General features: G+C 35.5%; 14 protein-coding genes. 13 read left to right on the plus strand and 1 reads right to left on the minus strand.

All coding sequences use genetic code 11. The features are described 5' to 3' along the window. Positions 1-143 precede the first annotated feature (143 nt). Positions 144-899: a hypothetical protein gene (locus H8R24_RS14685; RefSeq protein WP_187020495.1), complete on the plus strand. Its 756-nt coding sequence runs from the start codon at positions 144-146 to the stop codon at positions 897-899. 105 nt (positions 900-1004) lie between these two features. On the opposite strand, the gene H8R24_RS14690 is transcribed toward H8R24_RS14685, so the two are convergent. Further along, the gene (locus H8R24_RS14690) at positions 1005-2198 is read right to left on the minus strand and encodes a BamA/TamA family outer membrane protein (protein ID WP_225876833.1); all 1194 of its coding nucleotides are present in this window, start codon (positions 2196-2198) and stop codon (positions 1005-1007) included. Between the two features lie 295 nt (positions 2199-2493). On the opposite strand from H8R24_RS14690, the gene H8R24_RS14695 reads away from it, so the two are divergent. The 12 genes from H8R24_RS14695 to H8R24_RS14750 all read left to right on the plus strand — a co-directional run bounded on the left by H8R24_RS14695 (position 2494) and on the right by H8R24_RS14750 (position 16621). Then, on the plus strand, positions 2494-3378 hold the full coding sequence (locus tag H8R24_RS14695; protein ID WP_187020490.1) for a hypothetical protein: 885 nt from the start codon (positions 2494-2496) through the stop codon (positions 3376-3378). Between the two features lie 48 nt (positions 3379-3426). Next, entirely contained in the window at positions 3427-4722 is a 1296-nt protein-coding gene (locus tag H8R24_RS14700; RefSeq protein WP_187020488.1) for an NAD(P)/FAD-dependent oxidoreductase, read from the plus strand. 2 nt (positions 4723-4724) lie between these two features. Then, the gene (locus tag H8R24_RS14705) at positions 4725-6317 is read left to right on the plus strand and encodes a 4Fe-4S binding protein (RefSeq protein WP_187020485.1); all 1593 of its coding nucleotides are present in this window, start codon (positions 4725-4727) and stop codon (positions 6315-6317) included. Between the two features lies 1 nt (position 6318). Beyond that, on the plus strand, positions 6319-6717 hold the full coding sequence (locus H8R24_RS14710) for a toxin-antitoxin system YwqK family antitoxin (protein ID WP_187020482.1): 399 nt from the start codon (positions 6319-6321) through the stop codon (positions 6715-6717). Further along, on the plus strand, positions 6717-7406 hold the full coding sequence (locus H8R24_RS14715; RefSeq protein WP_187020480.1) for a glycosyltransferase family 2 protein: 690 nt from the start codon (positions 6717-6719) through the stop codon (positions 7404-7406). Before H8R24_RS14710 ends, H8R24_RS14715 begins: the two co-directional genes overlap by 1 nt. Before the next feature lies 1 nt (position 7407). Next, positions 7408-8889, plus strand: coding sequence for a cellulose synthase family protein (locus tag H8R24_RS14720; RefSeq protein ID WP_187020477.1), 1482 nt, complete (start codon positions 7408-7410; stop codon positions 8887-8889). Further along, on the plus strand, positions 8886-10232 hold the full coding sequence (locus H8R24_RS14725; protein WP_187020474.1) for a mannosyltransferase: 1347 nt from the start codon (positions 8886-8888) through the stop codon (positions 10230-10232). Before H8R24_RS14720 ends, H8R24_RS14725 begins: the two co-directional genes overlap by 4 nt. Before the next feature lie 19 nt (positions 10233-10251). Then, the gene (locus H8R24_RS14730) at positions 10252-10833 is read left to right on the plus strand and encodes a sigma-70 family RNA polymerase sigma factor (protein WP_187020472.1); all 582 of its coding nucleotides are present in this window, start codon (positions 10252-10254) and stop codon (positions 10831-10833) included. Between the two features lie 29 nt (positions 10834-10862). Continuing rightward, on the plus strand, positions 10863-11129 hold the full coding sequence (locus H8R24_RS14735) for a hypothetical protein (RefSeq protein ID WP_187020470.1): 267 nt from the start codon (positions 10863-10865) through the stop codon (positions 11127-11129). Positions 11130-11260: 131 nt separating this feature from the next. Next, a complete protein-coding gene (locus tag H8R24_RS14740; RefSeq protein WP_187020468.1) occupies positions 11261-12634 on the plus strand; it encodes a glycoside hydrolase family 113 in 1374 nt (457 codons plus the stop codon). Positions 12635-12813: 179 nt separating this feature from the next. After that, the gene (ehuB, locus tag H8R24_RS14745; protein WP_187020466.1) at positions 12814-13680 is read left to right on the plus strand and encodes an ectoine/hydroxyectoine ABC transporter substrate-binding protein EhuB; all 867 of its coding nucleotides are present in this window, start codon (positions 12814-12816) and stop codon (positions 13678-13680) included. 118 nt (positions 13681-13798) lie between these two features. Next, positions 13799-16621, plus strand: a complete 2823-nt coding sequence (locus H8R24_RS14750) for a hybrid sensor histidine kinase/response regulator (protein ID WP_187020463.1) — start codon at positions 13799-13801, stop codon at positions 16619-16621. The last annotated feature ends 21 nt before the right edge of the window (positions 16622-16642 follow it).

Genomic DNA, 16642 nt, shown 5'->3' on the forward strand with positions numbered 1-16642 from the left:
ATAGTAACTATGAGCACCTATAAAAAGTGAAACGACTTTTAAAACTTAGAAAATCTATGATTCTATGTGGTTAAAAAACACAAAAATGGAGCTACAACCAACTAATAACAAATAATAATTACACAATCCTTAATATAATAAAAATGAAAAAAATTGCCTCTACCCTAGTATTACTATCCCTTGTCTTTGTAGGATGTAAATCCAATGAAATAGCCGAAACCTTTACCCAGAAAGTAGAAAAAGCACACCAAAAAGAAGTTTTCACTTCAAAACAAGCCGTTCAATTTGATTTAAAATTAGACTTTGGTGGTCAAGAGCGTTTAAACGCACAACTAACACTACTTACAAACTCATCACAAGGACTTTTGGCCTTCAAAAATGGAGATACAATAATCTTCAATAAAGACAAAGTGTTCTACTCTCCTACTATTACTAAAGACGAATCAGTGCGATTTGACGCTTATACTTGGGGTTATTTTTCATTCTTCCCATTTAAATTGTCAGACCAAGGGACGATCTGGAATGCGTATGAGAACAAAGAAAAAGACGCTGCTAATTACGATACGGAGAAACTTACATTTAAATCTGGTACGGGAGATGCTCCAGACGATTGGTATGTAGTATATGCAGACAAAAAGACAAACCTAATTGAAAAAGCAGCCTATATCGTTACCTTCAGTGGTGATAAAGCAAAAGCAGAAGCGAATCCGCATGCTATTCAATACTTAGATTATAAAGAAGTTGATGGAGTACCTATTGCTACAAAATGGGTTTTCTGGGGATGGAAAGAAGGAACTGGACTTACAGACGAAATTGGTCATGCTAGCTTGACAAACATTAAGTTTGTAACCGTTACAGACGATACTTTTAAAGCCAATCCTAGTTTTAAAACTAAATAACAACTCACTACTCAGTAGTTCACTAGGCTGTAGCTCACTTATAAACAAATCTTATTTTGTATTAGGAGTGAGCTGCAGCCTTTTTTTATCGAAAAAAAGCTTTCTTTAAAAATACTGACCAATTCCAAAAACCAATCCTTTGGAGGCATTTTTAGTAATTCCGTATCCATAATCCAATCTAAAAACGGCATTAAATATCCGTTTATGGATCAATCTAAGTCCCAATCCTGGATAGATTCGAATGGTGTCTGGCGACAGAAAATCACCCAAAGTACCGCCCGGCTGACGCCAAGAGCCACTATCTACAAAAGCATTTGCTTGCAAAACAAACCAATCTTTTTCGAATAGTGTTTTTCTAAACTCGGTATTAAAAACAATCGAGCCTGTACCTCTATCAATAATATAACCTACACCCCGTAAATTAACATTATTATCGACCGAAAAAGGCGCAAACGGACTGTCATTGTTAGTCGATAATCCTACTCGCAAACGGGACGCCCAATTGCCTGTTTTACCTACTTTTTTATACAGTAAAAAATCGTTCCAACCGATGGCAAATTTATCCTGAAATTCATTGCCCGAAACAACATATTGCAAATACAAATTACTTTTAAAACCTTCGACTAAATAATAATCATAGGCTAGATTATCAAATCGATATTCTAACTTTAAAAGCCTTTTATCGATCTCTAAGGACTGCGGAATCGCAGCTGCCGTTGCTCCATCGATATAATTGTACTTTTCATTCAAAAAAGCAATCCCAGCACGAACTTCGTTTTTAATGTTGATGCGGTAATTCCCGATCAACTCTGCAGATGTATTGGCATACTGATAATTAGCCGACTCCGTTTGGAAATAAATGGGTTCTTTACTAATGAGTTTTTGCAAATTAATTTCGATACCATAACGAGGCGAAAAGAACTGTGGTGATCTAAAATTAAGTCCGTACGAATGGAATCCATTGTATTGATAAAACCCTCCTATTCCATTGTTTTTGCCCAAAAAATTAGACTCATAAATACCTATTCTATACGCACCTACTTCATCTGTTGTCCAAACGGAAGCATTGGGAATCAAAGTAATGTTTTCGGTGATGGTAAACTGAATTTGTGCGGTGCTATTATCCTTTTTTAAAACGGCATAAGTGGCTTTCGACACTCCATTAAGCCGGTTCAAGATCAAGATGTCATTTTGCAATTGCGTACTGTCTAAAACAGCCCCTTGCTTGCTATAAATCAATTTTTCTAAAAACGGTTTATTCAGCCTTTTTGTTCCTAAAAAGTCTGTTTTATCAATCATTATCGTTTGAGAATAAACAAAAGAGGAACTTACTAACAACAAAAAATAAAAATACCTCATAGCAATCAATTACATTTTGCAACAAATATCAACTAAAAAATCACAAAAAAAAACCCACGCCTATGAATTAGTACAACTGACAACCAATTAGAATGATCTTTCAAACCCATCTTAAAATGACTTATAAGATGCCTTTTCTAAAAAAAAAAACACAAATTTTGTCAGGAAAACAAAGAGCCACCGACTGTTCTAGAACAAAGACCTAAATTCTATATAATAACCCAAAAACAAATAAATGAACAAGCCACAACATTTAATAGTATTCTTTGCCCTATTTTTCATCAGTTCAGTAGTAGCACAAACAGAAAACAACGAACAAGAGCAATCCAATATTCAAAACTATACACCTTCTAAACTTTTAGAAAAAGGAAAAATAGACATTAAATGGTTCAATAATTTATACACTCAAACACGATCCGAAAGCAATGGTATAAAAACCGATGAACCACGTTCTAACTACTTTACCACTTCATTAGAAGTATTCACGGGTGTTTCTAATAATAAAAAAATAAATGCCGGTTTTATTGTAGAGTACCGCGCTAATAGCTTTAATGGCCAAAGTGCTACTAGCGTTTTTGAATTTAGAAATGAAGTAGGAATCGCCAGAACGGGATTATCCCATATTGCACCTTCGATCAAAATTGCTCCTTTTACAAAATTGAACAATTTCTCAATTCAAAGTTCGCTTTTTATACCGCTATTAAAGGATGAAGTCAATGCTAATGGGTATTTGGGGAATAAAAGTTATATTTGGCAGAACCGTTTTTTCTATGACTATACTTTTTCTAGCAAAAAATTTCAGTTATTCACTGAATTAGGAACCCGTTTCTTCTTTGGTAAAGAAGGAGAAGGTTATGCTAATAATAGTTTAGAACTAGCGCCAGGGGTATTTTTAAGTTATTTTCCAACGCAAAAATTTACGGTACTGACCTTTGTTCAACATGCACAACTATTGGATTTAGGAAATAATTTTGAACAAAATTACTCGGCAGTTGGTTTTGGAGCCAAATACCAATTATCAAAAACACTAAATTTAGAAACGCTTTACAGCAAATTTGTGAGAGGAAACGATACTGGTTTAGGCCAATCCTTCAATCTCGGTTTAAGAGCGATCTTCTAAAAAGCGTAGTCTATAAATAGTAACTTTTTATTCCAAACAATAAATAATATGGAAAACATTGTCATCATAGGAAATGGAATTGCAGGAGTAACACTTGCACGTCACATTCGTAAACAGTCCAAACATACCATCACAATCATCTCCTCTGAAACCGAATATTTTTATTCTAGAACAGCCTTGATGTATGTTTTTATGGGACATATGAAACTAGAGCATACCCAACCGTATGAAAATGATTTTTGGAAAAAAAACAATATCAACCTAGTTCATAAACGTGTTACAAAAGTGCTAGCGAATCAAAAATCAGTAGTGCTAGATGATGATTCGAAAATTACCTTTGACAAATTAGTCCTTGCAACAGGATCTAAACCCAATAAATACGGCTGGCCCGGACAAGATTTAGAAGGCGTTACTGGCTTGTATCACAAACAAGATTTAGAAGCTATAGAAAAATGGGCACCTACTACAAAGCGCGCCGTTATTGTAGGTGGTGGATTAATCGGGATTGAACTAGCCGAAATGTTGCGTTCTCGCAATATTGCTGTTACTTTTCTGGTACGCGAACAGAGTTTTTGGAGCGGTGTTTTGCCTTTCGGCGAAAGCCAAATGATCAACCGCCATATCATCGAGCACCATATTGACTTGAGACTCGACACCAGTTTAAAAGAAATCATAGCAGATGAAAATGGTCATGTAAAAGCCATTATAACTGATAAAGATGAAACCATAGCATGCGAACTTGTCGGGCTCACAGCAGGTGTTTCGCCTAATATTGATTTCTTGAAAGAATCAGGAATCGAATTAGGGCGTGGTGTAAAAGTAAACCGAATGCTAGAAACGAATATCAAAGATATCTACGCTATTGGTGACTGTGCAGAGCAACATGAAGCCATTGACTTGCGTCGTCCTATCGAGGCGGTCTGGTACACAGGTAGAATGATGGGCGAAGCGCTTGCGCAAACATTAACCGGAAATCCCACCCCGTACCAACCAGGACATTGGTTCAATTCGGCTAAATTTTTAGACATCGAATACCAAACCTACGGCTGGGTTTGGGCAAAACCAAAAGAGGATGAACTCCAATTTTATTGGGAACACAAAGACGGTAAAAAAGCAGTAACCATTGCTTTTCATAAAGAAACTAGAGCATTTATTGGGATCAACACCTTTGGAATCAGAATGCGTCATGAATTTTTTGACAAAGTGCTTACTGAAAAACGAACTGTTGATTATGTAATGCACCATTTGGCGGAAGCCCAATTTGACCCCGAATTTTTTACCTCACACAAAAAGGAAATCCAAGCACAATTTACAAATCAGTTTATTGGATTAAAAACAGTTTAATTATGAGTAACTCTACAACAAATAAGGCCATTACTTCTAGTCAAAGTAATCCTCTCAATAGCATCCAAAAACTAGGATTAACTCTTGGTTTCCTTGGACTTTTCATTATGACTTTGGCTTTTTTCAATGTCAACTTTCCTCAAAAAGCAGTTTGGTTAGGAATCGCTATTACATCAATCTTAGTGGGAATAGTAACCTATGCCAGATCTACCTATTTATCAAAGCCAGCAGGGATAAGCAACAACGGGATTTTTCATAAATCATTGACCAATCAAGGCGCTATTGCCTGGATCATTGGTATCCTTTTAACTTCGTTTTACGTGGTTCTGTATTGGTTTCCTAGCTTTTTAGGTTTAGGCGAAAACGGTGCCGAAAACACTGGAATCGTTGGCTTTTTTGACCCATTGAGTTATTTTTTAAATGGTCATGTTGCCAGCCAATGGTTTGTGTACGGAACATTCTATACTGTAGCTATTCTAGGACTTGGTTATAAATTCATCCTGAAATACAGACACAATAAATACCAATTGGTGCGAACCATTTCGGTGATGTTTTTCCAGTTAGGGTTTGCTTTTTTAATTCCGGAGATCTTAACAAAGTTAAATCCAGAGCTACCTTATTTTGCAAAAGACATCAAGAACATGTGGCCGTTAAACTACTATTTCTTTGAAGATTGGCATTTAACGAATATGCTACAAGGTGGGAATCTTGGAATGTTTATGTTGTTTTTTGGAATTGCTATGATTTTTATAATCTCCCCTATTCTAACGTATTTCTACGGAAAAAGATGGTATTGCTCCTGGGTTTGCGGTTGCGGTGGACTGGCCGAAACTGCGGGAGACTCCTTCCGTCATTTGTCATCGTCTACACAAAAAGCGTGGAAATTGGAGCGCTGGATGATCCATTCTGTTCTCGTAATGTCATTTGTGACTACTATTGCTGTAATTTTTACTTTTTTATCAAATAATCCCGACTTGAGTTTCATCACACGCAACCAGTTTATCTATGGAATTGTTGCTTTTTTAGTTGTCTTTACGGGCGCTTTATACTATTTTAAACGCAATGATTTAGATACTGATGCTAAATTTACCATGCTTTCATTGGTGGCTATTATCATCATTTCGATCGCAATAAACTTCTTTTCTGGGAATCAAAACATTCTTTTTATTGACAGTTATGAATTAAGAAAATGGTATGGTTTTGCAATTGGTGCCGCTTTTAGTGGTGTGATTGGTGTGGGCTTCTACCCTCTTTTAGGAAATCGTGTTTGGTGTCGTTTTGGTTGTCCAATGGCTGCTATTTTAGGATTGCAACAACGTTTGTTTTCGAAATTTAGAATTACGACCAATGGTGGACAATGCATATCTTGCGGAAATTGTACTACACATTGCGAAATGGGAATTGACGTAAGAAGCTATGCTCAAAAAGGAGAAAACATTGTGCGTTCGTCTTGTGTAGGTTGCGGAATTTGCGCAGCTGTTTGTCCAAGAGGAGTGTTGAAATTAGAAAATGGTGATGAAGAAGGACGTATAAATTCTAACGAAATCCTTTTAGGGAACGACGTTAATTTAATGGATTTATTGAATAACAAATAAGATGAGAAAAGCAATTTACTTCTTGGTTTTATGTAGTTTTTTCAAAATGACTGCTCAAAAAGAATACGTAAAAACGTATTTCAAAAATGGGACAATCAAGTCGGAAGGATGGGTACAACAAAATCAAAAAGTAGATTACTGGTTTTTTTATTTCGAAAATGGAAAGAAAAAAGAAGAAGGACATTATGAGGCTAATAAAAAGTGCAAATGGTGGCTTTTTCATAATTCCAAAGGCGAAATTGTAAAAAAATGCAAATTTGAAAATGACCTCATAAACGGCTTTTCTATTTTGTACCGAAACAGTCAAATTATTAAAGCCGAAAAATACGAAATGGGTAAAAAAATAAACGAATGGAATTCACTAACCGACTTCAAAAAAGACAATAAAATAAGCTTCTAATGCAGATTATAAAAGTAATAATTCCCGCTTATAACGAAGAAAAAGCAATTGCCAATGTTATTAAGGAAATCCCAAAAACAGTTTCTGAAATAATTGTCATTAGTAACAATTCGACCGATAATACTATAAAAGCAGCCGCCGAAGCCGGTGCGACTGTACTTTCAGAAAATAAAAAAGGCTACGGTTATGCTTGCTTAAAAGGAATGGAATACATTTCGAATCAAGAAATAAAACCAGATATCATCGTTTTTCTAGACGGTGATTATTCTGATTATCCGGAAGAGTTAACGCAAATAATTGCACCTATCATCAATGGCGACATTGACTTTGTAATAGGAGCACGAGTAGCATCCTTGCGAGAAAAACATTCGATGACACCACAGCAAATCTTCGGAAACGGCTTGGCGACTTTCTTAATGAAGTTACTTTTTAAAGCAAAATTTACAGATTTAGGTCCGTTTCGAGCCATTAAGTATGAAAAACTATTAGCTTTGAACATGCAGGACAAAACATACGGTTGGACTGTTGAAATGCAGTTAAAAGTCTTGAAACAAAAAATGACTTATGTTGAAATTCCTGTTCGATACAAAAACCGAATAGGCGTTTCAAAAGTGTCAGGAACAGTTAAAGGATCGATTATGGCTGGAATAAAAATAATTGGTTGGATTTTTAAATATGCTTTTAAATAAAATGTTACTAGTCTCCTACATAATACTGTTTCTATATAGTTTCGCCATTCTACTGGTTTTTTTCTACGGTTTGGCACAATTCAACTTGCTCATTAATTACCTTAGAAGTCGAAAAAAACAAGGCTCATCAGAAAAATTTAATTTTGAAAATCAAAATGAAATTCCGCTAGTTACCATTCAATTACCGCTTTACAATGAAAAATATGTAGTAGAGCGATTGCTTACAACTATTGCCCAACTTGATTATCCAAAAGACAAACTAGAAATTCAAGTACTTGATGACAGTAGCGACGATAGCGTACTGGTTACTAAAAAATTAGTTGAAGATTTACACGAATCTGGCCTAGATATCAAACACATGACAAGAACTAATCGTGTGGGCTTCAAAGCTGGCGCGCTCAAGGAAGGTCTTGTAGTTGCAAAAGGCGAATTCATAGTGATTTTCGATGCCGATTTTGTACCACAACCAGACTGGTTGTACCAAACGATTCCTTATTTTAAAGAAGCATCTGTAGGTGTGGTTCAAACCCGTTGGGGACATTTGAATCGCAATTATTCTATTTTGACCAAAATTCAAGCTTTTGCATTGGATGCCCATTTTACTTTAGAACAAGTGGGACGCAACTCGCAATCACATTTCATTAATTTTAATGGAACAGCTGGTGCTTGGCGCAAAAAATGCATTATTGACGCTGGAAACTGGGAAAGCGATACACTAACAGAGGATCTAGACCTCAGTTACCGCGCCCAAATGAAGAGCTGGAAGTTCAAATATTTAGAAAATGTAGAAACTCCAGCCGAACTTCCTGTGATTATCAGTGCTGCTCGTTCGCAACAATTTCGTTGGAATAAAGGTGGTGCCGAGAATTTTAGAAAAATGAATTGGAGAGTAATCACCTCCAACACAATGCCTTTAAAAACAAAATTTCATGCGATTCTACATTTACTAAACAGCTCGATGTTTCTCGCTATTTTCACTATGTCTGTTTTGAGTATTCCTATTTTATACATCAAAAACACTTATATTCATTTGGCTATTTTCTTTGATATTCTGGTGTTTTTTGTCATCACATCAGTCTTGTTTTTTATCAGTTATTGGGTCACCTATAAAAAAATGCATGGCGGTGGCTTTATCAATTTTGTAAAATACATCACACTATTTTTTACTTTTTATTCTATTGCAATGGGGTTTTCATACCACAATACAATTGCAGTACTCGAAGGATTAGTAGGTAAAAAAAGTGAATTTGTACGTACACCAAAATTCAACATAGAAGCTTTAAAAGACAAATGGACACAAAACGTATACATCTCGACCAAAATCTCAAAAAATGTGATTATGGAAGGAATCCTTACGCTATATTTCCTGTTTGGTCTGGTCTCAGCAGTGCACTTTAACGACTACGGATTATTTCCTTTTCATTTGATGCTTTTTAGCGGATTTGCATTTGTGTTTTTTAAATCGATACGCGTAACACGATGATTTTTTTGAATTCAAATACAACTAAATCGTACGGCTACCTACTAGTTGCTACACTTTTGTATGGCTTTATGGGATATGGACTAGAACGTTCTCAATTTCCAGTATTGGTCCTTTGCTACAGCATTTTGTTTGTTTTATTGTATCAAATAATCAAATTACAAAAAAGCAATATTCCGTTTTTAATTGGAGCCACGATAGTACTCCGTCTAGTTTTTATTTTGGTTACACCCAATTTATCTCAAGATTTTTATCGTTTCATTTGGGATGGAAGATTGATACTCGCGGGCATTAACCCTTTTATTTATTTACCCGAAAATTTAGTTTTAGACCCTCATTTTTCGCTTTCGCAAATGACCGAATTGATCAATGGAATGGGCGCTTTGAGTGCTTCACACTATTCTAATTATCCCCCTATTAACCAATTATTTTTTCTAATTGCCGCGGTATTAAGCAATCAATCCATCCTTGGCGCAGCCATCATATTTCGAATCATCATTATCCTTGCCGATCTAGGAACGCTGTATTTTGGGAGCAAACTACTTTTCTCCTTGGGTTTAGAAAAACACCGCATCTTTTGGTATATACTCAATCCATTGCTTATTATAGAAGGAACCAGCAACCTTCATTTTGAAGGCGTCATGTTATTCTTTTTTATCTGGAGTATGTATCTTTTACAACAAGAAAAATGGAAAACAGCAGCCGTAGTACTTGCCTTATCCATTTCGGTTAAATTGTTGCCATTGTTGTTACTTCCTCTGTTATTTCAAAAATTAGGTTTCAAGAAAAGTGTTGGGTTTTATAGTATTGTGATGGGTACAAATATCCTTTTGTTTTTGCCCTTTCTATCCCCTGAATTAATAGAAAACTACAGTAAAACCATCGGATTATGGTTTACTAATTTTGAGTTTAATGCAAGTGTTTATTACATCATTCGAGAAATTGGCTATTGGAAAACAGGTTACAATATTATACATACCACCGGAAAAATAATTCCTGTTCTGTTTATCCTTTATATTATTATTCAAGCATTTTTAGGAAAAAACAAAACTACAAGTCAGTTGTTTCAGAGTTTTTTAGTGGTGTTAACGGTCTACTTTTTTACTTCAACTACAGTACATCCATGGTACATAATCAACTTAGTGTTAATAGGTGTTTTTACAAAATATAATTATCCTATTGTATGGAGTTTAACTGTCATACTGAGCTATAGTGCGTACTCGAATGCAGTGTTCCGAGAGAATTTTTGGTTAATTGGTATCGAATATCTAATAGTTGTAGGATACATCATTTATGAAAAAACCCGCTTTATTAAGTCTGAAAAAACAGTATATTTGAGCCGTTAATTAAAACGAACAGCACTATATGGTCAAAACTACTGTAAACACGAAGGTACAATTTGAAAATTGGGTCAATGATTTTAGCGATGAGCTTTATTCATGGGCTTTCTATAAAACCACCTCCAAGGAAACTGCCGAAGATTTAGTGCAGGAAACTTTTCTAGCTGCCTATCATAAAATAGATAGTTTTGAAGGCAAGAGCCAGCCTAAAACGTGGTTGTTTTCGATACTAAATAATAAAGTAATTGACTATTATCGAAAAAGTGCCAAAACAACCAAACAAACTTTTAGTTTGACCGAAAATAGCGGTTACGAATTGTCCGATGCAGTTTTTACGGAAACAGGGTGTTGGCAGAACTATGACGTCAATCCTATTTGGGATCAAGAAGTGCATTTACTAGACAATTCAGAATTTAATATTGTTATGCAAGAATGTATGCAAGAGTTGCCTAAAAAATGGAAAACGGCACTAACCTCTAAATATCTTTCGGACAAAAATACCGAAGCTATTTGTCAGGAATTAGAAATCACAACGTCTAATTATTGGCAGATTGTTCATAGAGCGAAATTGCTTGTGAAAAAATGTTTAGAAATCAACTGGGCTTAATAATGCTTTAAATTTTCAGAAAAATGTTAATGAAAAAAATAATGAATATGATGGTTAATTCCTGCAAGAAAACTACCGAGTTGATAGACAAACAGCAGCTTACCTCATTATCAGCAAAAGAAAAAGTACAATTACAAGTGCACAAATCCATGTGTACCACTTGTAATAGTTATGAAAAACAATCAAAATTAATCGATACGGTCATCCAAAAATGGTTTAGCAATAAAACGATCACAGCCGAAAAATTACCCGAGGATCGAAAGAAGAAAATACTAGAGGAAATTGATAAGACATAACTTTTCTAATGGACTATATAAACCAGCACTGCAAACTTATTGTGGTGCTTTTTTATTCAAAAAAATCAAACTTTATTTGTCAGGAAAGCTAGAAACCTAAGTCTAATCACATACAAATTACAAAGAACACCATGAAGATTGTAGATCGCATCACCCCACAAAACAGTCCCTTTTTACTCGGTTTTATAATCAGTTTAATGGGAGCTTTACCGTTGGGTTACATCAACGTAATCGGACTACAAATTTTATTAGAACAAGGAACAGCTGCTGTAATTTCGTTTATTTCCGGAATTGTTTTTATCGAATTCTTTGTTTTAAAAACAGTAAGTTTTGGAGCCAAATGGTTTGTCAAACAAATAAAACTATTATTGTTCATTGATTTCTTTACCATTGTGTTTTTCCTACTGATAGCCGGCTATTTTATCCGTAATATTGGAAATCAAGAAAACTTCAGCTTGAGTACTTTAAAGTTGGCTCAATTTCCATTTATTCTAGGCTTGTTATTAAACAGCTTAAACTTTATACAGTGGCCTTACTGGTCAGGTATTTACATTTATTTGTTTCGAACCAAAAAATTAGATCCTCGTTGCAATGATATCAACTTAGTCGCGCCCATAAAAGAGTTACGACAAGCAACACTGCTAGAGTTGAAAACCAATCGTGTAAACGCTGTTTCGTTAATTCCGTACGCGTTTGTAGATCTGGAACACAACACCATAGTGTATGACTCAGAGCGTCAATGGTGGGGTGAGACAACTGCTGGAATCATTGCTTCTACTGCAGAAGCGCATGCTTTAAACCTTAGGGTGATGCTCAAACCGCACCTATGGATCAAGCATAATGTGTTTACGGGAAATCTCGATTTTACAACCGAGGCCGAATGGGAAAAATGGGAATCGGAATACGAAAAATACATTTTAAACTTTGCAAAACTAGCCGAATCAGAAAAAATAGAATTGTTTTGTTTTGCCACCGAGTTAAAAAATCCAATTGCCAAAAGGCCGCAATATTGGTCTCAACTGATCCAAAAAATTAGAGCTATTTACAAAGGAAAACTAACTTATGCTGCAAATTGGGATGAGTACGAAACAACTCCTTTCTGGGATCAGCTAGATTTCATAGGGATTGATGCTTATTTCCCAATATCAAATTTAAAAAACCCAACTGTAGCCGACTTAAAAGCGGGTTGGAAAACGCCAATTTTAACTATTGAAAAAATGCAAAAAAAATACGGTAAAAAAATAATTTTTACTGAATTTGGTTACCGTAATTCTGATTATGCAGCACATGAACCATGGACAGAATCCAATACCGATCAAAACAATGAAGCCCAAGCCAATGCCTATCAAGCTTTGTTTGAAGTTGTACAAAATGCTCATTGGTACCAAGGTGGCTTTGCATGGAAATGGTATGCAGATGATTATTATAAAAAAAGAAAAACAATCGACTACACCCCCCAAGACAAGCCAGCACTCGAAATTATCAAGAGATATTACGCTCAATAACAGTACTTAAATCTTACTTTTTTAACTAAAAAAACCACTTTTTTAAGGTCCATTCTTTCTAAAAAAATCCACTTAACAGTATTTGAATTACTAAATTATTTCATGAAAACCAGGATATTACGTTATTTATATCGTAATTTTAAGGTTTAATATTAAAATAAAAATCAAATAGTCATTAGATGAAGAAAACAATTGCTGCAATTATTGTCATTCTTATTGTAGTTTCTGTAGTTGTAATATACCAATTTAAAGACAATTCGCTAACTAAATTACAGGAAGCTAATACGATCCGTATTGGGTATTCCATTGAGGCTCCATTTTCATTTGTTGAACCGGATGGAAGCATTACAGGCTTAGCAACAATGGAAGCCAGAGTTATAACAAAACGATTGGGCATAAAAAACATCCAATGGAGGCTTGTGGAATTTGGTTCTTTGATCAGTGAACTCGAAGCCGATAAAATTGATGTTATTGCCGCAGGAATGTATATCACCAAAGAAAGAGCGCAACGTGTTCGTTTTTCGGACCCTACTTTTCATGTCAAATTAGGTTTGGCTGTAGCCAAAGGAAATCCAAAAAAATTGTGCTCCTACGAACAATTACTAGCAACCAAAGAATTAAAAATAGCCGTATTAGCGGGATCAATCGAGGAAACCTTATTGGTAAAAATAGGTTTTACACCAGATCGTCTCATTTCAGTACCGGACGTAAAATCGGGTAAGATAGCAGTTGCTACTTGCATGGCAGATGCATTGGCTGTGGCACTCCCAACGCTAAGATGGATGATTTCTAATGACGAAACAAATCTTATTGAAATAGCGAAAAACTTCAAGCAGCCTGAGCTCGCCATCAAGGAGAAACAAGGTTATGGCGCTTTTCAATTTCGAAAAAAAGACAAACAATTGCAAGATGCATGGAATGAAGAATTAAAAACTTTTATAGGAAGCACAGAACAGTTGGAGATCTACAATCGTTTTGGATTTTCAAAAGAGGAACTACCCAATGAGATGACTACCGAAATGATATTAAACCAAGACCAAAACTAACTTTAAACCAAAAATGAACAGATTGCGCAATCTTAATATAAAAAAAGGGCTTTTAATAGTCATTATCTCTTCAATCCTTATTTGCTTTGGGATTAGTTGGATCTACATGAAACAAAAAATGGCGATAAAGCATGAAATTATTGTTTTAGAAAACATTCGTCAAGCTAGAATTGACCTCGCCAAAGGCTTTTTACACATTGGACTTGCAGGTGATGCTCGATCTCCTTTTAAACAAGAAATAGGGATTGCATATATCAATCAAGCAGCTACTGTGTTTAAAAAAAGTGTAAGTATTCACAACCACCCAGGCCTTACCACTATCACAGCAAAAGAAGAACAGCTCTTACAAGAATTTAGTCACGACATATTTGTATTTCAACAATCATTAGCAAACGATCCTTTAATACAAAATGCAAAAACTAAAACGAATTTACGCATCCAGTTTTACAATTTAGAAAAACAAGCCGATCAAATTGACAACTTCTTCAATCTAAATTTAACTAGACTTTCAACACAACAAAATTCAGAATTCCTCACGGCGCTGCTATTTGCTGTTTTTTTACTCACCTTGATATGCATCATCTTTTTTAATTTGATTTTAAAAATTAACAAAGCCAATCAAAAGCTTATTGCCAGTCAAAACCAATTGAAAACCATTTCAGACAATCTGGTCAATGGAATGATTTACCAAGTGGCCACTATTAACGGAGATGAACGATCATTTAATTATGTAAGTAATGCTGTAAATGAGTTGTATGGTTCCAGTCCTGACCAAGTCCTGAAAAACGCCAGTTTGATTTATTCAAAAATACATCCTGACGATATTGAAGCACTAATCGAAGCCGAAAAAGAAGCGCTTATCAACTACACAACCTTCAAAAAAGAAGCGCGCGTTATCAATCCTGATGGGAGTATTAGATGGTCGTATTATGTTTCTCACCCAAGACAAATTGACGGGATAGTATGTTGGGACGGGATAGAACTCGATATTACAGACCGCAAAGAAATGGAATTTGCTTTATTGGATTCTAAAAAACAAGTAGAAGAAAGCGATATCAAATATCGCATTGCTACCGAAGCTACGAAGGATGGAATATGGGAATGGGACCTAGAAACGGATGAAACAATATTTTCAAAAAGATCCCATGAAATATTAGGTTTTGAAGCCGATTATGATGTAAAGCCTCTTACTTATCAAGAATGGGAAGATCGACTGCATCCCGATGACAAAGAAAGAGTTTTACAAACTATACAAGACCACCTGGAAAACAAAACCGACTACAATGTAGAATACAGACATTTACACAAATCAAACAAATACCGTTGGCAAAACTCGATTGGAAAATCGACCTATGATGAAAATGGAAAACCGATACGAATGATTGGTTCCATTAGAGATATCACGACAAGTAAACTAGCTGAAAAACAACTCAATGAAGAACGCAACTTTCTAAAGAATATTTTAGAGAATATGAGTGACGCCTTCATATCCCTAAGCAAAGACTGGACAATCACCGATTGCAATGCCAAAGCAGGTTTAATTACTGGTAAAAATCCAATAGATTTAATTGGTAAAAAAATGTGGGACGAGTTTCCTGAAGCTGTTGGCTACCCCGTACAAAGATATTATGAGCAAGTAATGACTACCAAAGAACCTTTGCAAAGTGAAGATTATTATGACCCTTATGAAATCTGGATACGAAATAGCATATTTGCTACTAAAACGGGAATAGCGGTCTTCTTTTCGGATATTACCAATCGTAAGAAAACCGAATTAGAGTTAGTAAAAGCCAAAGAGAAAGCCGAAGAAAGCGACCAATTAAAGTCGGCCTTTCTAGCTAATATGAGCCATGAAATTAGGACTCCAATGAATGGGATTCTTGGATTTTCGTCCTTGCTCAGTGAACCCGGCTTGGGAAAAGAAGAGCAGCAAGAATATATTAATTTGATCCAGATAAGTGGTGCCCGAATGCTTAATTTGATTTCTGAAATCATAGACATTTCAAAAATCGAATCTGGTATGGTTGAAATAAGCATGCAGGAAGTTAATGTCAATGAAAAAGTACAATTTGTCTATGATCTATTAAAACTTGATGCCGAAGAAAAATCAATTGAGCTCTCGTACAACAGCAATCAATTTCCCGACTTGTACCTCATAACAGATCCTGAAAAACTATATGCCATTCTAACCAATCTTGTTAAAAACGCCATAAAATATACCGATAAAGGCGCTATCGAATTTGGTTACAACATCAAAGATAAAAACATAGAATTCTTTGTCAAAGATACCGGTATTGGAATCCCGCTTGCCCGTCAAGCAGCGATTTTTGAACGTTTTATTCAAGTCGATATTGCCAATATTCAAGCCCGTCAAGGAGCAGGATTAGGGCTTGCGATTGCCAAAGCTTTTGTTTCCCTTTTAGGCGGAAAGATCTGGTTGGAAAGCCAAGAAGGAATAGGAACCACTTTTTACTTTACTTTGCCCTTCAATACACAAAACAGGCCTATGAATTTGCAAAAAGCAATTACCCAACAAATTGAAAAAGAAAATGCTTCTCATATTTCGACCAAGTTAAAAATGCTTATTGCCGATGATGATGCGATATCTAGAAAACTAATTCTCAAAACGGTAGACGAATTTGGCGATCAAATTATACAAGCCGTAAACGGTCGCGAGGCAGTAGCAAAATTCTTAGAGCATTCGGATGTAGATTTAATCTTAATGGACGTTCAAATGCCCGAAATGAATGGGTATGAAGCCATCAGGGAAATTAGAAAAATAAACAATGACGTAATCATTATCACCCAATCGGCCTTTGGGTTAACCGGTGACCGCGAAAAAGCCATTTCGGCTGGATCTACAGATTATATTACAAAACCGCTTGACAAAAACGAGCTCGTACAGTTGCTAAACAAATATTTCATTGACCTGAAAGATTGAGATCAACATGAGCATACAACG

This window comes from Flavobacterium muglaense, assembly GCF_014305155.1.
Taxonomy (GTDB): Bacteria; Bacteroidota; Bacteroidia; order Flavobacteriales; family Flavobacteriaceae; genus Flavobacterium; species Flavobacterium muglaense.